This window comes from Rhodococcus sp. P14, assembly GCF_000256505.1.
In the GTDB taxonomy this organism is placed as follows: domain Bacteria; phylum Actinomycetota; class Actinomycetes; order Mycobacteriales; family Mycobacteriaceae; genus Rhodococcus; species Rhodococcus ruber.
Genome location: NZ_AJFC01000009.1, coordinates 1 through 25880, shown reverse-complemented (window position 1 = coordinate 25880; position 25880 = coordinate 1). Strand labels below are relative to the sequence as shown.

The 25880-nt window shown below is 69.3% G+C and carries 19 protein-coding genes; 17 read left to right on the top strand and 2 right to left on the bottom strand.

Annotated elements, in window-relative coordinates; all coding sequences use genetic code 11:
• The first annotated feature begins 4 nt into the window (after positions 1-4).
• From OEY_RS0100575 to OEY_RS0100520, 12 genes are all read left to right on the top strand, one after another.
• Positions 5-865 carry an MlaE family ABC transporter permease gene (locus OEY_RS0100575; protein ID WP_026137591.1) on the top strand — a complete coding sequence of 287 codons (861 nt, stop codon included), beginning with the start codon at positions 5-7 and terminating at the stop codon, positions 863-865.
• The gene (locus OEY_RS0100570; protein WP_010592016.1) at positions 862-2229 is read left to right on the top strand and encodes an MCE family protein; all 1368 of its coding nucleotides are present in this window, start codon (positions 862-864) and stop codon (positions 2227-2229) included. Before OEY_RS0100575 ends, OEY_RS0100570 begins: the two co-directional genes overlap by 4 nt.
• Entirely contained in the window at positions 2226-3305 is a 1080-nt protein-coding gene (locus tag OEY_RS0100565) for an MCE family protein (protein ID WP_010592015.1), read from the top strand. The genes OEY_RS0100570 and OEY_RS0100565 overlap by 4 nt, the downstream gene beginning before the upstream one ends.
• Positions 3302-4297, top strand: a complete 996-nt coding sequence (locus tag OEY_RS0100560) for an MCE family protein (RefSeq protein WP_010592014.1) — start codon at positions 3302-3304, stop codon at positions 4295-4297. Before OEY_RS0100565 ends, OEY_RS0100560 begins: the two co-directional genes overlap by 4 nt.
• On the top strand, positions 4297-5544 hold the full coding sequence (locus tag OEY_RS0100555) for an MCE family protein (RefSeq protein ID WP_010592013.1): 1248 nt from the start codon (positions 4297-4299) through the stop codon (positions 5542-5544). The genes OEY_RS0100560 and OEY_RS0100555 overlap by 1 nt, the downstream gene beginning before the upstream one ends.
• Entirely contained in the window at positions 5541-6815 is a 1275-nt protein-coding gene (locus OEY_RS0100550; protein ID WP_026137590.1) for an MCE family protein, read from the top strand. The genes OEY_RS0100555 and OEY_RS0100550 overlap by 4 nt, the downstream gene beginning before the upstream one ends.
• Positions 6815-8062, top strand: coding sequence for an MCE family protein (locus OEY_RS0100545; RefSeq protein ID WP_010592011.1), 1248 nt, complete (start codon positions 6815-6817; stop codon positions 8060-8062). The genes OEY_RS0100550 and OEY_RS0100545 overlap by 1 nt, the downstream gene beginning before the upstream one ends.
• 95 nt (positions 8063-8157) lie before the next feature.
• On the top strand, positions 8158-8730 hold the full coding sequence (locus OEY_RS0100540; protein ID WP_010592010.1) for a type II restriction endonuclease: 573 nt from the start codon (positions 8158-8160) through the stop codon (positions 8728-8730).
• Between the two features lie 21 nt (positions 8731-8751).
• Entirely contained in the window at positions 8752-9612 is an 861-nt protein-coding gene (locus OEY_RS0100535; RefSeq protein ID WP_010592009.1) for a hypothetical protein, read from the top strand.
• Between the two features lie 340 nt (positions 9613-9952).
• On the top strand, positions 9953-13459 hold the full coding sequence (rpoB, locus tag OEY_RS0100530; protein WP_010592008.1) for a DNA-directed RNA polymerase subunit beta: 3507 nt from the start codon (positions 9953-9955) through the stop codon (positions 13457-13459).
• A gap of 111 nt (positions 13460-13570) precedes the next feature.
• Positions 13571-17542: a DNA-directed RNA polymerase subunit beta' gene (locus tag OEY_RS0100525; RefSeq protein WP_010592007.1), complete on the top strand. Its 3972-nt coding sequence runs from the start codon at positions 13571-13573 to the stop codon at positions 17540-17542.
• Between the two features lie 173 nt (positions 17543-17715).
• Complete coding sequence (locus OEY_RS0100520) at positions 17716-18729, top strand: iron-siderophore ABC transporter substrate-binding protein (RefSeq protein WP_237713712.1); 1014 nt, start codon at positions 17716-17718, stop codon at positions 18727-18729.
• Positions 18730-18835: 106 nt separating this feature from the next.
• On the opposite strand, the gene OEY_RS0100515 is transcribed toward OEY_RS0100520, so the two are convergent.
• Positions 18836-19327, bottom strand: a complete 492-nt coding sequence (locus OEY_RS0100515; RefSeq protein ID WP_010592005.1) for a SixA phosphatase family protein — start codon at positions 19325-19327, stop codon at positions 18836-18838.
• Between the two features lie 23 nt (positions 19328-19350).
• Positions 19351-20178, bottom strand: coding sequence for an acyl-[acyl-carrier-protein] thioesterase (locus tag OEY_RS0100510; RefSeq protein ID WP_010592004.1), 828 nt, complete (start codon positions 20176-20178; stop codon positions 19351-19353).
• A gap of 154 nt (positions 20179-20332) precedes the next feature.
• Here OEY_RS0100510 and OEY_RS0100505 point away from each other — a divergent pair, with 154 nt between their 5' ends.
• The 5 genes from OEY_RS0100505 to OEY_RS0100485 all read left to right on the top strand — a co-directional run bounded on the left by OEY_RS0100505 (position 20333) and on the right by OEY_RS0100485 (position 25777).
• Positions 20333-22027, top strand: a complete 1695-nt coding sequence (locus OEY_RS0100505; RefSeq protein ID WP_010592003.1) for an FAD-dependent oxidoreductase — start codon at positions 20333-20335, stop codon at positions 22025-22027.
• Between the two features lie 304 nt (positions 22028-22331).
• Positions 22332-23861: a DHA2 family efflux MFS transporter permease subunit gene (locus OEY_RS0100500; protein ID WP_010592002.1), complete on the top strand. Its 1530-nt coding sequence runs from the start codon at positions 22332-22334 to the stop codon at positions 23859-23861.
• Between the two features lie 101 nt (positions 23862-23962).
• On the top strand, positions 23963-24451 hold the full coding sequence (locus tag OEY_RS0100495) for a Rieske (2Fe-2S) protein (RefSeq protein ID WP_010592001.1): 489 nt from the start codon (positions 23963-23965) through the stop codon (positions 24449-24451).
• 88 nt (positions 24452-24539) lie between these two features.
• Positions 24540-25178, top strand: coding sequence for a hypothetical protein (locus OEY_RS0100490; protein ID WP_029539835.1), 639 nt, complete (start codon positions 24540-24542; stop codon positions 25176-25178).
• A 35-nt stretch (positions 25179-25213) separates the two neighbouring features.
• Entirely contained in the window at positions 25214-25777 is a 564-nt protein-coding gene (locus OEY_RS0100485; protein ID WP_010591999.1) for a DUF6529 family protein, read from the top strand.
• Positions 25778-25880: the final 103 nt, after the last annotated feature.

Genomic DNA, 25880 nt, shown 5'->3' with positions numbered 1-25880 from the left:
CTCGATGACAATCGCAAAGGGCCGCGGAGATGTCATCTGGCTCCGCGGGCGCAGAATCGTGCGCGCTCCTCTCGACATGCTGGATCGGGCAGGCGACCAGATGTCGTTCTACGCGCGGGCCATCGCCTGGACCCCACGCACCCTCGTCCACTACCGCAAGGAGGTGCTGCGGCTGCTCGCCGAGGTCACCTTCGGCAGCGGCGCGCTCGCCGTCATCGGCGGAACCATCGGCGTGATCGCGATGATGTCGGGATTCACCGGCGTCGTCGTGGGTCTGCAGGGCTATGCCGCCCTCGAGCAACTCGGCTCCTCGGTGCTCACCGGCTTCCTGTCGGCATACGTCAACACGCGCGAACTCGCGCCGATCGTCGCGGCGCTGGCGCTGTCGGCGACGGTGGGCTGTGGTTTCACCGCCCAGCTCGGTGCGATGCGGATCAGCGAGGAGATCGATGCGCTCGAGGTGATGGCGGTGCCGTCGGTGCCGTTTCTCGTCACCGCCCGGATGATCGCCGGTTTCGTCGCCGTCATCCCGCTCTACATCATCGGCCTGCTCGCCGCGTACCTCGCGACACGCGTGATCAGCACGATGTTCAACGGGCAGTCGTCGGGTTCGTACGACCACTACTTCAACCTGTTCCTGCCACCGGAGGACGTGCTGTACTCGTTCGCGAAGGTGCTCGTCTTCGCGTTCTTCCTGATCCTCATCCACTGCTACTACGGCTTCAACGCCAGCGGTGGTCCGGCCGGCGTCGGCGTGGCTGTCGGCCGTGCCGTCCGCACCGCGATCGTTACGATCGCCGTGCTCGACTTCTTCCTCAGCCTCGCCATCTGGGGCACCTCCACGACCGTGAGGGTGGCCGGATGAACCCGACTCCCTCGACCCTCAAGCGGAGGGTCCTCGGCCTCATGTTCTTCGTCGTGCTGGGGTTGTTCCTGTTCGTCACGATCGCTATGTACAACAAGACCTTCAAGAAGGTCGTCGAGGTGGACCTCGTGACCGACGAGATCGGCAACGCGCTGCCGATGAACGCGGACGTCAAGGTGCGGGGGCTGATCGTCGGCGAGGTGCGCGGCACGACGGCCGAGGGCGGGACGGTGACCGCGCATCTCGCGCTCGAACCGGACAAGGCCGCCCTGATCCCCGCGAACGCGACCGCTCAGCTGCTGCCGAAGACGTTGTTCGGCGAACGGTACGTCTCGCTGATCCTGCCGGACCAGCCGGCGCGCCCGGTCCAGGCAGGGGACACCCTGGTGCAGGACACGAGCGCCGAGACCGTCGAACTCGGCGAGGTGCTCGACGGCCTGCTGCCCCTCCTGGAGGCCATCCCGCCGCAGGACCTCGCGAACACCCTGGGCGCCCTGGCCCAGGGCCTGAGCGGACGCGGCGAGACCCTCGGGCAGACCGTGGACCGGCTCGAACAGGTGTTCCGCGAGGTCAACGTGGAACTCCCGGCCGTGCAGGAGGATCTGCGCGGACTCGCGGACTTCTCCCAGACCTACTCCGACGCCGCGCCCGATCTGATCAGTGCCCTCGACAACCTGCGCACCACCGGCAACACGGTGGTCGAGCAGGAGAACCAGCTCGAGACGTTGCTCGTCACGGCGACGGGAGCGTCGTCGGCGACCGCCGGGCTGCTCGAACAGAACGCCGCCTCGATCATCAGCATCGCCGCCGACTCCAAGCAGGCTCTGCAGCTGCTGGCGCGGTACTCGCCGTCGTACCCGTGCATGCTGAAGGGCTTCGCCGACGCGGCGCCCGCCGCCGCCGGCGTGCTCGCGGCCGACGACCCGTTCCCCGGCGTCCGGGCGAGCATCCAGTTCGTCAATCCGAAGGGCCGGTACCTGCCGAACCAGGACGAGCCGCGCCTGCTCGACACTCGTGGCCCCACCTGCTACGACAACGTCACGGCCCCGGGACGGTTCTTCCCGCAGTACCCCGGCGGCTCGATCAACGACGGTTCCTACCAGGTGCCGTCCCGGAATCCGGGGCCGGAGTCCATGTCGTATTTCCCGGCGCCCGAGGGGTCCGGGGTGCCGAACGACGTCGGCGAGCTGATCGGGACGACCCCGGCGACGGCGCAGGTCGCGTACTCCGGGTCCCGGGCCGAGCAGGACGCCCTCGACGTCGTGTACGGGGAGGCGACGGGCATCGCGCCCGAGGACGTGCCGACCTGGACGACGCGCCTGGGTGCGCCCGCACTGCGTGGAACGGAGGTGAGCTTCCGATGAGAGGCCTGGCAGCACCACTGATCAAGCTGATCGTCTTCGCCGTGGTCACGATCTTCGCCACCGGGATGCTCGCGGCGACCATCGCGAGCCTCGGCGGCGGGGGCGGGACGAAGTTCCACGCCATCTTCTCGGATGTGACCTCGCTCAACGAGGGTGACGACATCCGCATTGCCGGCGTCCGCGTCGGCCAGGTCGAGGAGATCGAGATCGTGGACCGCAGCGAGGCGCGCGTGACGTTCTCGGTGTCCGATCGGGACTGGCTGCCCGCCGCGACCAGGGGGCGGATCCGCTACCGCACGCTCGTCGGCCAGCGGTACATCGCTCTCGACCAGGGTGAGGGCATGCAGGGGATGAAGCTGACCGACGGCGACACCATCCCGCTGGAACGCACCAAACCGGCCGTGAACCTGACCACCCTGTTCAACGGTTTCCGCCCCCTGTTCCAGACCCTCAGCGCCGAGGACGTCAACACGCTGTCCTCGCAGATCGTCCAGGTGTTCCAGGGCGAATCCGGGACCATCGACGACCTGGTGCGCACGACGGCGAGCCTGACCAACACGATCGCCGACAAGGACCGGGTGATCGGCGCGGTCATCGACAACCTGAACTCGGTGCTCACCAACATCAACGAGCGGGACGCGCAGCTCGACTCGCTGCTCGTCAACACCCAGGCGCTGGTGAGCGGACTGGCCGCCGACCGCGACACGGTGGGTGCGGCAGTACAGTCGCTGGCCGGGCTGACGGACGCGACGGCCGATCTGCTCGAGCCGACCCGGCCGGCGATCGCCGGTTCGATCACGGCGGTCGAGCAGCTCGGGGCGAACCTGAACAACAACCGCGACGCGGTCGACGAGATCCTTGCGACCCTTCCGGTCAAGCTCGAGAAGCTGGGCCGGGTCGCGAGCTACGGGTCGTGGTTCCAGTTCTACCTGTGCGGCATCGACGTGATCGCCGGTCCGGGTTCGGTTCCGTACCTGAATCTGCCGACGGGTCTTCCCACGGTGAACCAGCCGATCTACACCAATGCCGCGAAGCGCTGTACGCAGGACGGGATGCAGGAGTTGCAGGGACGATGAGCAGACGTCGCAGTCCGGCCGTGTCCGGCGCCCTCGGGATTCTCGTGGTCCTGCTGGCCACCCTGTCGGCCTTCTTCCTGGATTCGCTGCCGATCATCGGGGCCGGCGCCACCTACCGCGCGGAGTTCACCGAGGCGGCCGGCCTCAAACCCACCAACGAGGTGCGCATCGCCGGCGTCAAGGTCGGCCAGGTCACCGACATCGAGCTCGACGGTGACCGGGTGCTCGTGTCGTTCAAGGTCAAGGACGCCTGGCTCGGCGACGACACCTCCGCCTCGATCCAGATCAAGACCATCCTGGGCCAGAAGTACCTCGCCCTGGAGCCGCGGGGCACGGAGGTGCTCGATCCGGACGATCGGATTCCGTTGTCGCGCACCGTCGCCCCGTACGACGTGATCGAGGCGTTCTCGTCGGCGGCCACCACTCTGGGCGAGATCGACTCCGAGCAGCTGGCCACGAGCTTCGACACCCTCTCGGAGGCGTTCTCCGAGACACCGGACGACATCCGGGCCTCGCTGGACGGCGTGACCAGGCTGTCGCAGACGGTGGCGAGCCGGGACCAGGAACTGAAGCGGCTGCTCGAGGCGACCGGCCGGACGTCGCAGATCCTCGCGGACCGGAACGCGGAGTTCAACCGGCTGATCAGCGACGGAGCGCTGCTGATCGCCGAACTCAACAACCGCCAGCAGGCCATCTCACAGCTGCTGACGGGGACGCAGCGGCTGTCGGCGGAGTTGACCGGCCTGGTCCGTGACAACGAGGCGACGATTGGTCCGGCGCTCGACCAGCTGCGGGGTGTCGTCCAGATCCTGCAGGACCGCAACGACGATCTGGACCGGGCGATGAAGCTGTACGAGCCGTTCGTCCGGCTGTACTCGAACGTCGTCGGCAACGGCCGCTGGTTCGACCAGGTCGTCGTCAACCTCATTCCGCCCGGATTGCCCGAGATCCCCGGATACCGCGATCCGGTTCGCACGTTGGGAGAGAACTGATGTCGCATGCCGAGTCCGGTGGCGGCTCACGGCGCGGCCCGATCGTGCTGATCGCCGCGATCGTCGCGGCCGTGGTGCTGATCGCGGGCGTGCTGTGGTGGGTCTTCAACCGCATGGGCACCACCGAGATCACCGCGTACTTCGACAAGGCCGTCGGCGTGTACGAGGGGTCCGACGTCCGGGTCCTCGGCGTCGAGGTCGGTAAGGTCACCGCGGTCGTCCCGGAAGGGGACCAGGTGCGGGTGGACATGCGTGTCGACCGCGGCGTCGACATCCCCGCCGACGCCAAAGCCGTGCAGATCACCCCGTCGGTCGTCGCGGACCGCTACGTGCAGCTCGCTCCCGCGTACACCGGTGGCGAGACGATGGCCGACGGCGCCATCATCCCGCGGGAACGGACCGCCACCCCCGTCGAGGTGGACGAACTGTACGCCAGCGTCGACGAACTGTCGCGGGCTCTCGGCCCGGAGGGCGCGAACAAGGACGGGGCACTGACCCGCTTCGTGGAGACCGGCGCCGAGAACCTCGAGGGCAACGGTGCTGCGCTCGGCCAGACCATCGAGCAGCTCTCCGCCGCGTCGCGCACGCTCAACGAGTCGCGGGGTGACCTGTTCGGCACCATCGAGAACCTGCAGATCTTCGTATCCGCGCTGGCGGCGAACGATCAGCAGGTGCGCGAGTTCAACACCCAGCTGTCGGACCTGTCGGGCTACCTGGCCGGTGAACGGGAGAACCTCGGGCTCGCGCTGAATCAGCTGTCGGAGTCGCTCGGGGTGGTCGCGCAGTTCGTGAACGACAATCAGGCGGCGCTGAAGGACAACGTGGACGCCCTGGTCCCCGTGACGAACAACCTTGCTGCCAACCGGGATTCACTGGTGAATTCGCTGACCCTGCTGCCCCTGGCCGTGAGCAACCTGGTCAACTCCTACGACGCGGAATCCGGGTCGCTCGCCTCCCGTCTGGTGGTGACCGACCTGCAGGACCCGGCCGGCGTGATGTGCAAGCTCATCGATCTCGGTCGGCTCGTGCCGGGCGACCCGAGGTTCGAGCAGCTGGGCCGACAGATGCAGCCGCTGATCGATCAGTGCTCCGGCCTCGCCGAACAGATCACCAACGACATCCGGACCCCGGATCTGATCCTGCCGTTCGGTGTCCTCAGCGGCGAGAACATCCAGCGTCAGGTGGTGCCCGGCACCGTGCCCGGTGTCGAATCCCAGCGCCTGAACCTCGAGGAGGGCGGACAGTGAGACGCTCGGTGATTCTCGGTGCCGGAGCCTGCGCGACGGCCCTCGCGGTGTCCGCGTGCGGTGGCGCCGAGAGCCTGCCCCTGCCCGGTGGCGCGGACGTCGGTTCGGACCCGATCCACGTGACCGTGCAGTTCGACGACGTGCTCGACCTCGTGCCGCAGTCGACCGTCAAGGTGGACGGCGTGCCCGTCGGCCGGGTGGAGACGGTGTCCGTGGGACCCGACGGGTGGACCGCGGACGTCGGGATCGTGGTGGACTCGGCGGTGGAGTTGCCGGCCAACGCGTATGCCGCGGTGGAACAGACCAGCCTGCTGGGTGAGAAGTTCGTCCAGCTCACTCCGCCGCCGAGCGACCCGTCGAGTGAACTGCTCGCCGACGGCGACGTCATTCCGCTGGACCGGACCCGGCACGCCACGGAGCTCGAACCCGTACTCGGTGCGCTCTCGCTGCTGCTCAACGGTGGCGGCGTCGGCCAGTTGCAGCCCGTGGTCGAGGAGCTGTCCACCGCGTTCGAGGGACGCGAAGGCACCACGAAGAGCCTTCTGCAACAGGCGGATCGGCTCATCGACGGTCTCGATCGGCAACGTGACGACATCACCCGCGCCCTCGACGGCCTCGACGTGCTCACCGTCCGGGTCGCGGAGCAGAACGACCGGGTCGCGGCGATCCTCGACGACCTGCCGGTGGCCACGGCGGTGCTCGAGCAGCAGCGTCCCCAGCTGACCGAGCTGCTCGTCCAGCTCGACCGGCTGGGAACCGTGGGCACCGACGTGCTCGACCAGTCCAAGGAGAACCTGATCGCCGACCTGCTGGCCCTGCGCCCCACGCTGCAGCAGCTCGCCGCGTCCGGGGACGACCTGGTGAAGGCGCTGCCGTTCATCCCGACGGTGCCCTTCCCGGACGGGGTCGAGAGGATCGCCCTCGGTGGCTCGGTCAACCTGTTCCTCGCTGTGGACATGCAGATCGGGGACGCGCTGGCCTCGCTCGGCGTCGGACAGGGTGAACCGGTCTACCGGCAGCCCAAGTTCGGTGAGCCCAAGCCCGTCGTGGATCCGTCGAATCCGTACTACAACGGCAACGGGCCGAGACGGGGCTGGCCCACGGTCTCGCTGCTGCCGGAGCTCCCGGAGCCGAGGCTGCCGGCGGGACTCGAACTGCCGCCGGGGGTGACGCTGCCCGGCCTGCCCGCCGCGGCGCCGGACTCCGGTGCAGCGCCGGCCAATCCGCTGGAAGGCCTGCTCAACCAGCTCGGAGTCGGGGGAGGGCGATGATGAAATCGCGATTGCTGCGGGTACAGATCGTCGCGTTCGTGGTGATCGCGCTGCTCGGCGTGGTCTTCGTCGGCGCGCGGTACGTGCGCCTCGACAACCTGCTCGGGTTCGGGCAGTACACCGTCCACGCCCGGTTCGCCGATTCGGGGGGCATCTTCACCAACGCCGAGGTCACCTACCGGGGCGTGCCGGTCGGGCGGGTCGGGGAACTCGGTCTGACCGAGGACGGCATCGACGTCACCCTCCTCCTCGACAACGGCGGGCCGCAGATCCCCGCGTCCACCCGTGCCGTGGTGGCGAACCGCTCGGCGATCGGCGAGCAGTACGTCGACCTGCTGCCGGACACCGACGAGGGTCCCTACCTCGAGGAAGGCTCGGTGATCGGGGAGGACGCCACCGACGTGCCGGTGCCGGTGCAGGACCTCCTGGTGAGCACGAACGCGCTCGTCCGGTCGGTGCCGGTGGACTCGCTGCGCACGGTGGTGACCGAACTGGGGGCCGCGTTCGACGGCCGCGGCGGCCAGCTGCAGACTCTCGTGGACTCTCTGGCCCAGCTCAGCGACGCCGGAGTGCAGTACCTGCCCCAGACGGTGTCGCTGATCCGCGACAGCCAGACCGTGCTCGACACCCAGTCGGTGCAGGCGTCGGCGATCCGGCAGTTCAGTGCGGATCTGGACCTGGTGACCGCGCAGCTGCGCGACAGCGACCCGGACGTCCGTCGCCTCCTCGAGACCGGGACGGCGGCGAGCGAGGAACTCACGCAGCTGGTCGCGGACTCGGGCCCCGGCCTGACGGCGAACCTGACGAACCTGGCGCTGCTCGGCGACAAGCTCGGCCCGCAGGCGGTGGCCTTGCAGCCGCTGCTCGCGTTCCTGCCGGCCGTCGCGGCCAGCGCCGGGACCGTGGCGCCCGGCGACGGTGCGGTCCGGCAGGGCATCCTGTTCGAGACGAACAACCCGCCGTCGTGCACCATCGGGTACGAGGGCACCCAGGCGATCCTCGACGAGATGCAGCGCCGGGATCCCAACTTCGACGACACCCAGCAGGACTTCCCGTTCAACACGGAGGCATCCTGCGAGGTCCCGCAGGGCAGCGTCACCGGCGTGCGGAGCGCGAACCGGATCGTGTTCGCCGACCCGGCCACGATCCAGCCGTGGGACTTCACGCCGAAGAAGGACCCGGACAAGCTCAATTTGAATCCGATCGCGACGCAGCTCGCGCCGCTGCTCGGAGTCACCCCGAAGTAGGTAAGTAGGTTGGTGCAGTGAGTTCAGAAACGACGTCCCGTCCCCCGCAGACGGCGGGGGCGGGCGGCGACACGATACGCAGGATCGTTCTGGCAGTGGTGAGCGTGCTGGCGGTGGTCGCCCTCGTCGCGGCCGCCTGGTTCGGCTTCGGGTGGGGGCGGGCCCTGCTCGTGGACCGTCCGGCGGCCGAGGCGCGGGACGCGGCCCTGTCCGGGGCGATGCAGGCCGCGATCAACCTCAACAGTGTCGACGCCGCCGACGTCGACACGTCGATCGAGAACATGCGGTCGTCGATCACCGGCGAGGCCCTGAACAACGATCTGGCCGCGACGGAGCAGCAGATCCGGGAGCAGGTGGCCCAGACGGGCACGGGCATGTCGGCAGACGTGCTGTTCGGTTCGCTGACCGCGCTGGACACGGACGCCGACACGGCGCAGGCCCTGATCGTCCTGGCGGTGAAGACCACCTGGCCCGACAACTTCGTCGAGAACAAGGTCACCGTGAACGTGGCGATGCGCAAGGACGGCGACGTGTGGAAGGCGGAGACGATCCAGCCGCTGGACTCGGTGCAGCTCGGTGCCGGGCCGGCGGAGGGCGCGCAGCAACCCGCGCCGCCCGAACCCGCCCCCGTGCCCCCGGCCGAACCCGGTCCCGCCGCAGGCGAGTGAGCCGATGAAGGAGAGTGTGTAGTGCCCCCGCAGCGTCGCAAGCCCAATCCGGCCGGCCCCCCGAGGGGGCGACGGCCCAAGATCGCGGGGACGGGCCGGACAGGCGGTGCCGTCCGCCCCGAGGCCACCGGGCCCACCCCGAGCGGACCCACCCCGCCGGAGTCCCCCTCGCCCGAGTCCACCCCGCTCGAGCCGACCCCGCCCGAGTCCCCCCCGGCTCCGACGGCGGGAGCGGGAACGGCGGCCGCCGAAGCGACCGGGTCCTCGGCGGCCCCGGCGGGGCCGGGCTCCGGATCCGACCGGACGAGCGCCCCGGAGCCGCATGAACCGGCGCCCGTCGACGACGGTGGGGACGCGGAGGAGCCGGCAGCGCAGGCCGTCGGCACCGCCTCGCGCGGCAGCTGGCGTGCGGTGGCGATCGTCGGCGGGGCCGCGCTCGCGCTCGGTGCGTTCGCCGCGGTCGCGGCCGCCCGTCCCGGCGCGACGGTGAGCAACGAGGCGTGGGTCGACAGCACCGCGACGTCCGAGGTCACCGCCGCTGCCGGCAATGCGATCGAGACGATGCACGGCTACAACTACGAGACGATCGACGAGGACTTCGCCGAGATCCGCGAGGTCCTCACCCCGCCGATGCGGGAGGAGTTCGATCTGACCGCGGAGGTCACCAAGCAGGCGGCGGTGCAGACGCACACCGCGACGGAGGTGCGCATCGACCACATCGGTGCGTCGATGCTCGACGACGACCGGGCCGAGGTCGCGGCGTTCATCAGTGTCAGCGCGACCGGCGACGCGGTCGCCCAGGGCAGTGCGTCGGCGCCGCTTCTGGTGCGGATGGAGAAGATCGACGGCAAGTGGCTGGTCTCGGAGATCCGGGACAGCTGACGAGCGCGCCGACCGGGAATCGGCCCGGTTGCTCTTGACGCGGGCGGCGTGAGCGGTCACTCTATCGGTACGCACGCACGAACATGCGTCCTGGGCGCCCGGGGTCGGGCGCTTCTTTTCGTGCCGTCGCTCGACATCTGCGACTTTTGGGTGTAAGTTCGGACTTTGCGCTGGCTGCCTCCTGTCCATCTCTCGACCGCATCGCGGGGAGCGTTGCCCTCCGGGGCCCGTTCCGCCGACTTCGCGGTGGGGTTGTCGTTCGGGTCGCAACCAGCGATAACGCCCCACATGAAGAAGCAGGTACAGCGGCGGTCGCACCGGTTGGAGCGGCCCGCGTGAGGTGCTGGAAGGACGCATCTTGGCAGTCTCTAGCCAGACCAAGGCAGTTGCCGGAATCCCCGGAGCCCCGAAGAGGGTCTCGTTCGCAAAGATTCGCGAACCTCTCGAAGTCCCCGGGCTCCTCGATCTACAGACAGATTCCTTCGAATGGCTGATCGGCTCCGAGCGCTGGCGCGCGCTCGCTGCCGAACGCGGTGACGGTCCCGTCGTCGGCGGCCTCGAGGAGATCCTGGCGGAGCTCTCTCCGATCGAGGACTTCTCCGGGTCGATGTCCCTGTCCTTCTCCGACCCGCGCTTCGACGAGGTCAAGGCCTCCGTCGAGGAGTGCAAGGACAAGGACATGACGTACGCGGCGCCGCTGTTCGTCACTGCCGAGTTCATCAACAACAACACCGGCGAGATCAAGAGCCAGACGGTCTTCATGGGTGACTTCCCGATGATGACCGACAAGGGCACCTTCATCATCAACGGCACCGAGCGCGTCGTCGTCTCGCAGCTGGTGCGTTCCCCGGGCGTGTACTTCGACCGCGCGGTCGACAAGAGCACCGAGAAGGACCTGCACAGCGTCAAGGTGATCCCGGGCCGCGGCGCGTGGCTCGAGTTCGACGTCGACAAGCGCGACACCGTCGGCGTGCGGATCGACCGCAAGCGCCGCCAGCCGGTCACCGTGCTGCTCAAGGCGCTCGGCTGGACCAACGAGCAGATCGTCGAGCGCTTCGGCTTCTCCGAGATCATGATGTCCACTCTCGAGAAGGACAACACGGCCGGCACCGACGAGGCCCTGCTCGACATCTACCGCAAGCTGCGCCCGGGCGAGCCGCCCACCAAGGAGAGCGCGCAGACCCTGCTGGAGAACCTCTTCTTCAAGGACAAGCGCTACGACCTGGCGCGCGTGGGACGTTACAAGATCAACAAGAAGCTGGGCCTGAACGCCGGCCAGCCGATCGAGGCGTCGACCCTCACCGAGGAAGACATCGTCGCCACCATCGAGTACCTGGTGCGCCTGCACGCGGGGGAGACCACCATGACGGCGCCGGGCGGCGTCGAGGTTCCCGTCGAGGTCGACGACATCGACCACTTCGGCAACCGTCGCCTGCGCACCGTCGGCGAGCTCATCCAGAACCAGATCCGCGTCGGCCTGTCCCGCATGGAGCGCGTCGTCCGTGAGCGGATGACCACTCAGGACGTCGAGGCCATCACGCCGCAGACGCTGATCAACATCCGTCCCGTCGTGGCCGCGATCAAGGAGTTCTTCGGAACCTCCCAGCTGTCGCAGTTCATGGACCAGAACAACCCGCTGTCGGGCCTGACCCACAAGCGCCGCCTCTCGGCGCTCGGCCCGGGTGGTCTGTCCCGTGAGCGCGCCGGCCTCGAGGTCCGCGACGTCCACCACTCGCACTACGGCCGCATGTGCCCGATCGAGACCCCGGAAGGCCCGAACATCGGCCTGATCGGCTCCCTGTCGGTGTACGCGCGGGTCAACCCGTTCGGTTTCATCGAGACCCCGTACCGCAAGGTCGAGAACGGCATCGTCACCGACCAGGTCGACTACCTCACCGCCGACGAGGAGGACCGCCACGTCGTGGCGCAGGCCAACTCGCCGGTCGACGCCGACGGCCGCTTCAGCGAGGAGCGCGTCCTCGTCCGCAAGAAGGGCGGCGAGGTCGAATTCGTCGCGGCGACCGAGGTCGACTACATGGACGTCTCGCCGCGGCAGATGGTGTCCGTGGCCACGGCCATGATTCCGTTCCTCGAGCACGACGACGCCAACCGTGCCCTCATGGGTGCGAACATGCAGCGTCAGGCCGTGCCGCTGGTGCGCAACGAGGCCCCGGTCGTCGGTACCGGCATGGAGCTGCGTGCCGCCGTCGATGCGGGCGACGTCGTCGTCACCGAGAAGTCCGGCGTGATCGAGGAGGTCTCGGCCGACTTCATCACCGTGATGGCGGACGACGGCACCCGCCGCACCTACCGTCTGCGCAAGTTCGACCGTTCGAACCAGGGCACCTGCTCGAACCAGCGGCCGATCGTGGACGAGGGGCAGCGCGTCGAGTCCGGTCAGGTCCTCGCCGACGGCCCCTGCACCGAGAACGGTGAGATGGCGCTCGGCAAGAACCTCCTCGTGGCGATCATGCCGTGGGAAGGCCACAACTACGAGGACGCGATCATCCTGTCGCAGCGCCTCGTCGAGGAGGACGTGCTCACCTCGATCCACATCGAGGAGCACGAGATCGACGCCCGCGACACCAAGCTCGGTGCCGAGGAGATCACCCGCGACATCCCGAACGTCTCGGACGAGGTCCTCGCGGACCTGGACGAGCGCGGCATCGTGCGCATCGGCGCCGAGGTGCGCGACGGCGACATCCTCGTCGGCAAGGTCACCCCGAAGGGCGAGACCGAGCTGACCCCGGAGGAGCGGCTGCTGCGCGCGATCTTCGGTGAGAAGGCCCGCGAGGTGCGTGACACGTCGCTGAAGGTGCCCCACGGCGAGACCGGCAAGGTCATCGGCGTCCGCGTGTTCTCGCGCGAGGACGACGACGATCTGCCCCCGGGTGTCAACGAGCTCGTCCGCGTGTACGTCGCGCAGAAGCGCAAGATCCAGGACGGCGACAAGCTCGCCGGCCGGCACGGCAACAAGGGCGTCATCGGCAAGATCCTCCCGCAGGAGGACATGCCGTTCCTGCCCGACGGCACCCCGGTGGACATCATCCTCAACACGCACGGTGTCCCGCGTCGTATGAACATCGGCCAGATCCTCGAGACGCATCTCGGCTGGATCGGCAAGGCCGGCTGGAACGTCCAGGTCGCCGGCGACGGTGAGCGTCCCGAGTGGGCGAAGAACCTGTCCGACGACATGCTCGCCGCCGATCCGGACACCAACATCGCCACCCCGGTGTTCGACGGTGCCCGCGAGGACGAGCTGACGGGTCTGCTCGGCTCGACGCTGCCGAACCGCGACGGCGAGGTCATGGTCGGCGCGGACGGCAAGGCGACGCTGTTCGACGGCCGTTCCGGCGAGCCGTTCCCGTACCCGGTGTCGGTCGGCTACATGTACATCATCAAGCTGCACCACCTGGTCGACGACAAGATCCACGCCCGTTCGACCGGCCCGTACTCGATGATCACCCAGCAGCCGCTCGGTGGTAAGGCGCAGTTCGGTGGCCAGCGGTTCGGTGAGATGGAGTGCTGGGCCATGCAGGCCTACGGTGCCGCGTACACGCTGCAGGAGCTGCTCACCATCAAGTCGGACGACGTGGTGGGCCGCGTGAAGGTCTACGAGGCCATCGTCAAGGGCGAGAACATCCCGGAGCCGGGTATCCCCGAGTCCTTCAAGGTGCTCCTCAAGGAACTCCAGTCGCTGTGCCTGAACGTGGAGGTGCTCTCCAGCGACGGCGCGGCCATCGCGATGGCCGACGGCGACGACGAGGACCTCGAGCGGGCGGCGGCCAACCTGGGCATCAACCTTTCCCGCAACGAGTCGGCCACGGTCGACGACCTCGCGAACTAGGAGCCGACCCGATGAGATGCACTCCCGCACGGCGGACTGCATCTCGTCGGGCCCCGGCAGCAACAGCGACAACTAGCAGCAACAAAACCCGTGAAGGGGAAAGGAAGTTACGTGCTCGACGTCAACTTCTTCGATGAACTCCGCATCGGCTTGGCCACTGCGGAGGACATCCGCAACTGGTCGTACGGTGAGGTCAAGAAGCCGGAGACCATCAACTACCGCACGCTCAAGCCCGAGAAGGACGGCCTCTTCTGCGAGAAGATCTTCGGCCCCACCCGGGACTGGGAGTGCTACTGCGGCAAGTACAAGCGTGTCCGCTTCAAGGGCATCATCTGTGAGCGCTGCGGCGTCGAGGTGACTCGCGCCAAGGTGCGCCGCGAGCGCATGGGCCACATCGAGCTCGCCGCGCCGGTCACGCACATCTGGTACTTCAAGGGTGTGCCGAGCCGCCTCGGTTACCTGCTCGACCTGGCGCCGAAGGATCTCGAGAAGATCATCTACTTCGCCGCGTACGTCATCACGGCCGTGGACGACGAACTGCGCCACAACGAGCTCTCGACCCTCGAAGCCGAGATGGAGGTCGAGAAGAAGTCCGTCGCCGACCAGCGCGACGCCGACCTCGAGGCACGCGCGCAGAAGCTGGAAGCCGACCTGGCCGAGCTCGAGGCCGAGGGTGCCAAGTCCGACGTCCGCCGCAAGGTCAAGGACGGCGGCGAGCGCGAGATGCGTCAGCTGCGTGACCGTGCCCAGCGCGAGCTGGACCGGCTCGAGGAGATCTGGAACACCTTCACCAAGCTCAAGCCGAAGGACCTGATCGTCGACGAGCTGCTCTACCGGGAGCTGCAGGACCGCTACGGCGAGTACTTCACGGGTGCGATGGGCGCCGAGTCGATCCAGAAGCTCATCGAGAACTTCGACATCGACGCCGAGGCCGAGTCGCTGCGCGAGACGATCCGCAGCGGCAAGGGCCAGAAGAAGCTGCGCGCCCTCAAGCGCCTGAAGGTCGTCGCGGCCTTCCAGCAGTCCGGCAACTCGCCCATGGGCATGGTCCTCGACGCGGTGCCGGTGATCCCGCCGGAGCTGCGCCCGATGGTGCAGCTCGACGGTGGCCGCTTCGCGACCTCCGATCTCAACGACCTGTACCGCCGCGTCATCAATCGCAACAACCGCCTCAAGCGACTGATCGACCTCGGTGCCCCCGAGATCATCGTCAACAACGAGAAGCGGATGCTGCAGGAGTCGGTGGACGCGCTGTTCGACAACGGCCGTCGCGGCCGGCCGGTCACCGGCCCGGGCAACCGTCCGCTCAAGTCGCTGTCCGACCTGCTCAAGGGCAAGCAGGGCCGGTTCCGTCAGAACCTGCTCGGCAAGCGTGTCGACTACTCGGGCCGTTCGGTCATCGTCGTCGGCCCGCAGCTCAAGCTGCACCAGTGCGGTCTGCCGAAGCTGATGGCCCTCGAGCTGTTCAAGCCGTTCGTGATGAAGCGTCTGGTCGATCTGAACCACGCGCAGAACATCAAGTCCGCCAAGCGGATGGTCGAGCGGCAGCGTCCGCAGGTGTGGGACGTGCTCGAAGAGGTCATCAACGAGCACCCCGTGCTGCTCAACCGTGCTCCCACGCTGCACCGTCTCGGCATCCAGGCGTTCGAGCCGCAGCTCGTCGAGGGCAAGGCCATCCAGCTGCACCCGCTGGTGTGTGAGGCGTTCAACGCCGACTTCGACGGCGACCAGATGGCCGTGCACCTGCCGCTGTCCGCGGAGGCGCAGGCCGAGGCCCGCGTGCTGATGCTGTCGTCGAACAACATCCTGTCGCCGGCATCGGGTCGTCCGCTCGCCATGCCGCGTCTGGACATGGTGACGGGTCTGTTCCACCTGACCCGCCTGGTCGAGGACGCGCCCGGCGCGTACCGGCCGGCCACCGACGGTGAGCCGGAGCAGGGCGTGTACTCGTCTCCCGCCGAGGCGATCATGGCCGTGGACCGCGGTGTGCTGTCGGTGCAGGCCCCCATCAAGGTGCGCCTGGAGCGGCAGCGGCCGCCGAAGGACCTCGAGACGGAGCTGTTCCCCGACGGCTGGAACTACGGCGACGGCTGGACCGTGCAGACCACGCTCGGTCGCGTGCTGTTCAACGAGCTGCTGCCGGTGAACTACGGCTTCGTCAACGACGTCATGCCGAAGAAGCGCCAGGCCGCGATCATCAACGATCTCGCCGAGCGCTACCCGATGATCGTCGTCGCGCAGACCGTCGACAAGCTCAAGGACGCCGGCTTCTACTGGGCCACCCGTTCGGGTGTGACCGTGTCGATGGCCGACGTGCTGGTGCCGCCGGAGAAGAAGGAGATCCTCGAACGCTACGAGGCGTCGGCGGATCAGCTCGAGCGCAAGTTCGCTCGTGGTGCCCTCTCGAAGGAGGAGCGGCGCGACTCGCTCGTCAAGCTGTGGCAGGAGGCGACCGAAGAGGTCGGTCAGGCCATGGAGGCGCACTACCCGGACGACAACCCGATCCCGACGATCGTGAAGTCCGGCGCCGCGGGCAACATGACCCAGATCCGCTCGCTCGCGGGCATGAAGGGTCTGGTGACGAACCCGAAGGGCGAGTTCATCCCGCGTCCGATCAAGTCCTCGTTCCGCGAGGGCCTGACCGTGCTCGAGTACTTCATCAACACCCACGGTGCGCGTAAGGGTCTGGCCGACACCGCGCTGCGTACCGCCGACTCGGGTTACCTGACCCGTCGTCTGGTGGACGTGTCGCAGGACGTCATCGTCCGCGAGACCGACTGCGGCACGCCGCGCGGCATCGAGATGATCATCGCCGAGCCCGAGCGGGACGGGACGGGCGCCGAGACCGGTCGTCTGGTGCGCGACGCCCACATCGAGACCAGCACGTACGCCCGTACGCTGGCCACCGATGCGGTCGACGCGGACGGCAACGTCGTCGTCACCCGGGGCAGCGACCTCGGCGACCCGGCGATCGAGGCCCTGCTGGCCGCCGGCATCCGGAAGGTCAAGGTCCGCTCCGTGCTGACCTGCGACACCGGTACCGGCGTGTGCGCCACCTGCTACGGCCGCTCGATGGCGACCGGCAAACTCGTCGACATCGGCGAGGCCGTCGGTATCGTCGCCGCCCAGTCCATCGGTGAGCCCGGCACGCAGCTGACGATGCGTACGTTCCACCAGGGTGGCGTCGGTGAGGACATCACCGGCGGTCTGCCCCGAGTGCAGGAGCTGTTCGAGGCCCGCGTTCCGAAGGGCAAGGCGCCCATCGCCGACGTCTCCGGCCGCGTGCGACTCGAGGACGACGACCGCTTCTACAAGATCACCATCGTCCCGGACGACGGTGGCGAGGAGGTCGTGTACGACAAGCTGTCGAAGCGTCAGCGTCTGCACGTCATCCGTAAGGCGGACGGCACCGAAGGTGTCCTCGCGGACGGCGACCACGTGGAGGTCGGTCAGCAGCTGCTCGAGGGTGCGGCCGATCCGCACGAGGTGCTGCGGGTCATGGGACCGCGCCAGGTGCAGGTCCACCTCGTCAACGAGGTCCAGGAGGTGTACCGCAGCCAGGGTGTGTCGATCCACGACAAGCACATCGAGGTCATCGTGCGCCAGATGCTGCGCCGCGTGACGATCATCGACTCGGGGTCGACGGAGTTCCTCCCCGGATCGCTGGTCGAGCGCAGCGAGTTCGAGGCCTCGAACCGGCGCGTCGTTGCCGAGGGCGGGGAGCCGGCTGCCGGCCGTCCCGTGCTCATGGGCATCACGAAGGCGTCGCTGGCCACCGATTCGTGGCTGTCGGCGGCGTCGTTCCAGGAGACCACTCGCGTGCTGACCGACGCGGCGATCAACTGCCGCTCGGACAAGCTGATCGGTCTGAAGGAGAACGTGATCATCGGCAAGCTGATCCCGGCCGGCACCGGCATCAACCGGTACCGGAACATCCAGGTGCAGCCGACCGAGGAGGCCCGCGCGGCCGCCTACGCGATCCCGTCGTACGAGGATCAGTACTACTCGCCGGAGGGCTTCGGCCAGAACACCGGCGCTGCGGTTCCGCTCGACGACTACGGTTACTCCAGCGACTACCGGTAGAGCCGTCGCCGCAGCCGGTTCGCCGGCCGCGGTCAGGCACCTGCCGTAGCCACGAAGGTCCCGCCCTCTTCTCTTCGGGGGCGGGGCCTTCTGGGTTCCGGGGGTACCCGCGCGGCGACCCAGTCGATCCGCTAGTTTGGGTAGGCACTCCTAATTAATCGAAGGGAACGCCAGTGCCGTCGACCCGAATCCCGAGATTGCTTGCCGCAGCCGGTCTCGCCCTCGCATTCGTCCTGACCGCGTGCTCGTCGGGCGGCGACGACCCCTCCGAGGCATCCGGCTCGGGCGCGGGCGCGTTCCCCGTGACGATCGAGCACGCCCTCGGCAGCACCACGATCGAGACCGAACCCGAACGGGTGGTCACGTGGGGCTTCGGGAGCACCGACGCCGCGCTCGCGCTCGGGGTCGTCCCCGTCGCCATGCCGGCACAGTCGTACGGCGGTGACGAGCAGGGTGTCCTGCCGTGGATCGGAGACGAGCTCACCGAACTCGGTGCCGAGACACCGACGATCCTGCAGAACGACGGCACGGACGTGCCGGTCGAGCAGATCGCGGCGGCCCGCCCGGACGTCATCCTCGCCAACTACTCCGGGCTCACCCATGATCAGTACGACACCCTCAGCCGGATCGCTCCCACCGTCGCGTACCCCGGTGAGCCGTGGGCCACCCCGTGGCGCGACGTCGTCTCCACGGTCGGGCAGGCGCTGGGCCGGTCCGCCGACGCCGAGCGCCTGATCGCCGACACCGAGGCGATCATCGCCGACAAGGCCGCCGCGTACCCGCAGTTGCAGGGCCGCACCGTCGCCGCGGTATGGGACACGGGCGACACGTTCTACGTCTACAAGCCCGCCGATTCGCGGGTGGAGTTCCTCACCGACCTCGGTCTCGTCAGCGCCCCGAGCGTCACCGAACTGAGCACGGACGAGTCCAGCTTCTACTTCACGATGAGCTTCGAGGAGGTCGGCAAGCTCACCAGCGACATCCTCCTCTCCTACGCCGACGACGCCGCAGCGCAGGAACGCACCCTCGCCCAGCCGTGGGCGCAGACCATGCAGCAGGTCACCGAAGGCAGGGTGGCGACGGTGAACGGCACCGAGCTGATCGCCGCGGTGTCGCCCCCCACGGTCCTGTCCCTGACCTGGGGGATAGATGCCTACCTGGAGGCGCTCGCCGCCGCGGTGAAGTAGGGGCTCGCCGCGGTGCAGTAGGGGCGGCTCGCCGCGGTGCAGTAGGGGCGGCTCGCCGCGGTGCAGTAGGGGCGGCTCGCCGCCGTGCAGTAGCGGCCGTTCCCGGTCAGCGCGGGATGTGGAAGTCGACCAGGGCGGCCTCACCGGCACCGAGGTCGTGCCACGTCCCGCGCACCTCGAGCACCGCCACGGCGGAAGTCGGGAACTTCTCGACGATCTGACGGGCGGCGTCGGAGTCGTGGTCGGCCGAGAGCAACAGCGTCGTCGCGGACAGGACGGGCTCGTGTCCCACGACGAGCAGCGTGGACACGTCGTCCGGGACCCGGCGGATCGCGGCGACCACCCGCTCCGGTGTGGTCTCGTAGAGGTCGTCGAGGAAGTCGGTGGACGCCTCGACGGCGGCCTCTGCGAGCGTCTTGCGGGCCCGCGTCGCGGTCGAACACAGCACCGCGTCGACGGGGGGCTGGTGGGCCCGCAGCCAGCGCCCGGCGAGACCGGCCTCGCGCCGCCCGCGGGGGGCGAGCGGGCGCTCGTGATCGGCGACGTCGTCCGGGTACGCGGACTTCCCGTGCCGCAACAGGATCAGGGTGCGGGTCATGGGTTCACCCTAGGCGGTGACGTTCACCGGCGGCCGACGCGTGCCACCGCCCGCACCTCGTCGTCGACCGTGAACCACAGGGTCAGCGAGTCGGCGTCGTGCCGGGCGCGCAGGACGAGCGTGTCGCCGGCGACAACCGGTCGAAGATGCTCGATCGCCGCACGATACGGGGCCGTCTGCAACTCCGGCCGTCCGGCGAGGTGCTCCTCGATGCCGTGCCAGTAGGCGGCGTTGTTGACGTGGTCGAACGGGTCGATGTCGGTGGCCCGCAGCGGGAAGTGCGTGCCGGCGTCGGCGTCTGCGGACGGCGTGGGCGGCAACCATGCCCGCCACCGCAGACGGGTGTCCGCGGCGTGACGAGCCATGTGTTCCCAGAGCCGGTCGCTGATCCGAGCCGGCATGCCGTTGGTGGGCCCGATGTTGATCCAGAACGCCGACGTGTCCATCGCGGCGCCGCCGGTGCCCTCGAACCGCACACGGACGTTGGCCCATCGCGTGGACAGGGCGTCACACCATCGGCGCAGTTCGAGCTGTTCCCGGAAGCGGGCCGGCCGGTGCACGTCGACGACGGTGCGGCGCACGATCCACAGCGGATCGGTGTCGGTGGCGTCGACGGCGTCGAGGTTGTCGGTGCCGATGTCCTGCAGGTAACGGGCCACGCCGTCGAGCCGGAGCCGTTCCCGGCTGTCGACGTCGCCGGTGCGCACCGTGCGCGTGGACCGGAACGCGTCGTCGGGCGGGGGAGCGGTGGCGAGGGGCTGCGCCCAGGCGTCCTCGGGTACGTGCTTTCCCGGTGCCGCTGCCGCGGCGGTATCCGTAGGTGCCGCTCCCGCGGCGGTATCCGAACCCATGCGTCCCCCTGGTCTTCGTCGGGCCCCGCCGATTCTGACAGTTGCGGGGCAGGCCCGCAGCGAATCTTGCGAGCGGCGGACCCCGAGGCTACAGTCGATATAACTGTTACCGGATGTCACATGAAATCCGGTCCCGGCTCTTCGAGGACGCGACATGGCCTACGTGATCACCCAGACGTGCTGCAACGATGCGAGCTGCGTCGCCGTGTGCCCGGTGAACTGCATCCATCCCACTCCGGAGGAGCGGGAGTTCGCACAGACCGAGATGCTGCACATCGATCCGCAGACCTGCATCGACTGCGGCGCGTGCGCGGACGCCTGCCCGGTCGAGGCGATCTTCCCCGAGGACCGGCTCACCGAGGCTCAGACCCGGTTCAAGGACATCAACGCGGAGTACTACACGGCGCATCCGATGCCCGAGAACTGGAACCCGCTCACCCCGACGCCCGCCCCGCCCCGGGGGCAGGAGACTCTGCGCGTCGCGGTTGTCGGGGCCGGGCCGGCGGCGTGCTACGCCGCGCAGGAACTACTCGAGCGCTCGAATGTCGAGGTGGAGATGTTCGACCGGCTGCCGACCCCCTGGGGCCTGGTCCGCAGCGGCGTCGCGCCCGACCATCCCGGGACGAAGGCTGTCACCGAGTCGTTCGAGTGGTCGTTCCGTCGCGAGGCGTTCGCCCTGCACCTCGACGTCGAGGTGGGCCGCGACATCGACCACGACGAGCTGCTCGCCCATCACCACGCCGTCGTCTACGCCACCGGCGCGTCCGCCGACCGCAGTCTCGGCATTCCCGGCGAGGACCTGCCCGGCAGCCATGCCGCCACCGAGTTCGTCGCCTGGTACAACGGCCACCCCGACTACGCCGACCGGGTCTTCGATCTCTCCGGTGAACGCGCCGTCCTCGTCGGCAACGGCAACGTCGCACTCGACGTCGCCCGCATTCTCACCATGGACGTCGACGAGCTGGCCCGGACCGACATCGCCGACCACGCGCTCGAGGCGCTGCGCCGGAGCAACATCCGCGAGGTCGTCCTGCTGGGCCGCCGAGGGCCGGCGCAGGCGGCCTACAGCAATCCGGAGTTCCTCGCCCTCGGTGATCTGAACGGGGTCGACGTCGTCGTCGACGAGTCCGAGCTCGACCTCGACCCCGCCAGCGCGGAGCTCGCCGCGGCGGATCCCGCCGTCGCGATGCGGATGCGGCTCGCCCGCGAGTACGCGCGCCGCGAACCCCGGCCGGGGAACAAGCGCATCGTGTTCCGTTACCTCGTGTCACCCACCGCGATCGAGGGCACCGACCGGGTCACGGGCCTGCGGGCGGTGCGCAACGAACTGATCCCCGGCGACGACGGTGCGCTCGTCGCCCGCCCCACCGAGCAGACCCTGCATCTCGACGCGCAGCTGGTGCTGCGCTCGATCGGCTACCGCGGGGTTCCGCTCCCGGGGGTGCCGTTCGACGAGCGGCGCGCGATCGTTCCCAACGAGGACGGGCGGGTCACCGGGGCCGGACCTGGCGTGTACGTCGCCGGGTGGATCAAGCGCGGGCCGAGCGGCGTGATCGGCACCAACAAGGCATGCGCCAAGGAAACGGTCGCGGCTCTGCTCGCCGACTTCGACGCCGGTCGGCTCGCGCGGCCGGCGTACGGCCGGCGGGAACTCGATCGCCTGCTCGGGCAGCGGCGCCCGAGCCGGGTGGGACTGAGCGGCTGGCACGAGATCGACGAGGCCGAGCGCGCGGCCGGTCGTGCGGCCGGCCGGCCACGGGTCAAGCTGACCGATCGTGCGCGCCTGACGAAGACGGCGGCCGGCCGCCCGCGGTCGGGACGCAGCCTGCTGCGTCTGGTCCGCCGATAACCGGTTGGGGCTTCGTCTGCACCGGCACTAGAATCTTCCGACGGTGCCCGGCACCGCCCGCGGCGACGTCCGCCGGGGGAGCGCAGGCCGGGATGTCGATCCGCCGCGCTGTCGGGGCGCGCGCTGGTCGCCGGGCACGTCGAGGGTGACACGCGGTCCACACCGGCGGTGACACGCGGCTCGCGCCGGCGGTGACACGCGGCTCGCGCCGAGACGGTCGTCGCCGTCCGGCACGACGTGGTGCCCGGCCCTCGACTCCGTTCCGGCAGGTCCGCCTGCCCTCGCGCCTCGAGAGGACCGACCCATGACAGCCCCCCATGCGGGCCCGGCCGCCGCGCCGGTGAGCGACAAGCTCGACGCGGCAGTTCTGAAGATCGCCTCGGTGGTGGTGCTCGGCGCCATCATGTCGATTCTCGACGTGACCGTCGTCTCCGTCGCCGTGCCGACGTTCATGGAGGAGTTCGACGCCGGCTACGCGACCGTCGCGTGGACCATGACCGCCTACACGCTGGCGCTCGCCAGCGTGATTCCGCTCACAGGCTGGGCCGCGGACCGGTTCGGCACCAAGCGCCTCTACCTCGCCGCACTCGTCCTGTTCGTCGCCGGTTCCGTGCTGTGCAGCATGGCGTGGGACATTTCTTCGCTCATCGCATTCCGGGTCGTGCAGGGCCTCGGTGGCGGCATGCTCATGCCGCTCGGCATGACGATCATGACCCACGCGGCGGGCCCGCACCGGGTCGGCCGCGTGATGGCGGTGCTCGGTATCCCGATGCTGCTGGGCCCGATCGGCGGCCCGATTCTCGGCGGGTGGCTGATCGACACCGCCAGCTGGCACTGGATCTTCCTGATCAACCTGCCCATCGGTGTCCTGGCGCTCGTCGCCGCCGTGGTGATCCTGCCCAAGGACCGCCCGAGCAGGTCCGAGTCCTTCGACTTCGTGGGCATGGCGCTCCTGTCGCCGGGGCTGGCGCTGTTCCTGTTCGGTGTCTCCTCCATCCCGGAGGTCGGCACCGTCGCCGCGACGCGGGTCCTCGTTCCCGGCGTGATCGGCGTCGCGCTGATCGCCGCGTTCGTGTTCCACGCCATGCGCGCCCGGAACCCGCTCATCGACCTGTACCTGTTCCGCAACCGCCAGCTGACGTTCGCGGTGCTCACCATGTCGGTGTTCGCGATCGCGTTCTTCGGTGCGGGGCTGCTGTTCCCCAGCTACTTCCTCCAGGTGCGGGGCGAGTCGACCCTGGCGGCGGGCATCCTGCTCGCACCGCAGGGCCTCGGCGCCATGCTCACCATGCCGGTCGCCGGTCGGCTCGTCGACCGGATAGGCCCCGGGAAGATCGTGCTCGTCGGCCTGACCCTCGTCACGCTCGGCATGGCGGTCTTCACGCAGGTGGGCACGGACACCTCCTACGTCCTGCTCCTCGGCGCGCTGTTCGTCATGGGCATGGGCATGGGCGCCACGATGATGCCGACGATGACGGCCGCGCTGCAGACGCTGACCCATCAGAGCGTGGCCCGCGGGTCGACACTGATGAACATCGTCCAGCAGGCCGCCGGCTCCGTGGGCACCGCGACCATGTCGGTGATCCTGAGCAGCCGCCTCGCGACCCCGGCGGGGGCACCCGAGGGCGGGGGACAGATGGACCAGGCGGCGCTCGACCAGATGCCCGCACCGGTACAGGAATCGATCCTCACCTCGCTCGCCGACGCGTTCGCGACCACGTTCCTCGTCGCGACCGTTCTCATGGCGCTCGCGGTGATCCCCGCGCTGTTCCTGCCGCGCACCCGCGTCAAGCATCCGGCGGGGGAGGGACTGCAGCCGGTCGTCGTCCACTGAACCACCCGCCCGGAGGGGCCGTGACGTAGGTCGCGGCCCCTCCGCGCGTCTGCGGCTAACCTCGTTCCGGCACCACGACGGCGACCCGAACGGACGATCCCATGAGCATCGAACCCACCGACCCACGCTCCGCGTCGACAGACGGACAGCCGCGTCTGTGCCGGCGCACCCTCTTCGGCGGGGCCGGTGCCGTCGCCGCCGCCGCGGTCCTGTCCGCGTGCGGCGCCGAGAGCGAGGGCACCGAGCGGGCAAGCACCGACAGCGCCCCCGCCGCGCCGACCACGCCGCCGGAGCCCGGTCCGGACGCCACGGTCGTCGCCGCCGCGGCCGACATCCCGGTGGGCAGCGGCGTCCTGTTCGCCGACCGGCGTCTCGTGGTGACGCAGCCCGTCGCCGGGGACTACCGGGCGTTCGTCGCGCTGTGCACGCATTCGGGGTGCAACATCACCGGTGTCGAGGCCGACGAGATCGTCTGCGACTGTCACGGCAGCCGGTTCCGTCTGGCCGGGACCGTGAGCCGAGGGCCCGGCCGCGAGGCGCCGAAGGCGCGCCCGGCCGCGGCCCGCGGTGCGGACGTCGTCGTCGACTGATCTACGCGATCGGCTGAGCGGACGGGCGGGGGCGGAGTAGATTCGACCGCGACATCATCCCTGAAGTGCTGACCGGCAAGGGGACCCCATGGTGCGCAGGGGGCCGTTGATCACGTTGGCGGCGGTGGTGGTCCTCGCCGCCGTGCTGCTCGCGGTGAATGTCTCCAAGGAGGACGACGGCGCGACGCCGGCCCCGGGTCCTGCCGCGACGGCGGCGCCGGACCCCACGACGACGGCGACCTCGGCTGCGGTGGAGTTCCCCGCGCAGGCCACCTACGTCGGACAGATCCCCGTCGCGACCGGGACTCTCACGCTCGCGATCGCCGTCGAGGGCAAGGACGCCGTCGCGTACGCGTGCGACGGCAGCGCGGTCGAGTCGTGGCTGGCCGGCGACGCAGAGGCCGGCCGGCTCGAGCTCGAGGGCCGGGAAGGAGCCCGTCTCGACGGCGAGTTCGACGGCGCGACGGTGCGCGGCACCCTGTGGCTCGGCGACCGCAGCTGGACCTTCGACGCCGCGCCGGCCGAACCGCCCGCCGGCCTCTACCTCGCGAACGTCGGCGATGTCCGGGCGAGCTGGATCGTCACGCAGGACGGAACCGTCACGGGCGTGCTCCGCGGCGGCGACGGCGGCACCACACCTGCCCCGGCCCTCGCACCCGACGGGACGGCGGTCGTCGACGGGGAGACCGTAACCGCGGACCCGGTGTCCGGCAGCGACACATTCTGACGTGCCACCGCGCGGTGACACCGAGAGGAGGACGGATGAGCACACCGCAGGTCCATCCCGCCGCGCCGCCGCGAACGGCCCCCGTGATCGTCGCATTCCTGGTGGGTGCCCTCGTCGCGGTGGGGCTCGGTGTCTACGGCCGTGTGCACGAGCCGGCCTTCTTCTCGATCAACGTCGCCGGGTTCTCCAGCCCGACCGCGGTCAAGACCTGGCTGGCGACCCTCGCCGGCGTGCTGGCACTGGTGCAACTCGTCTCGGCGGCCGGGATGTACGGCCGGTTGCCGGGACTGCGCACGCCGAGCTGGATCGGGACCCTGCATGTATGGTCGGGCCGCCTCGCTGTGCTGGCGACCGTCCCCGTCGCCGTGCACTGCCTGTATGCGCTCGGTTTTCGCACCGGCGAGCCGCGGGTGCTGTGGCACTCGCTGGCGGGATGCCTCCTCTACGGGGCGTTCGTCACCAAGATGCTGCTGCTCAGTCGGCGGGGCCTGCCGGGATGGGCGGTTCCGGTGGCCGGCGGTGTCCTGTTCACGGCGATCGTGGTCGTGTGGACGACCTCGGCGCTGTACTTCTTCCGCACGACGGGCATCACGTTCTGACGCACCGACCCACTGTGTCCCTCCCACGATCGGAGCCGGAAAATGGATCTCGAGCAGTTTCCCGTCAGCCGCCGTTCGGTGCTGCTCGGTGCCGGGGTGGCCG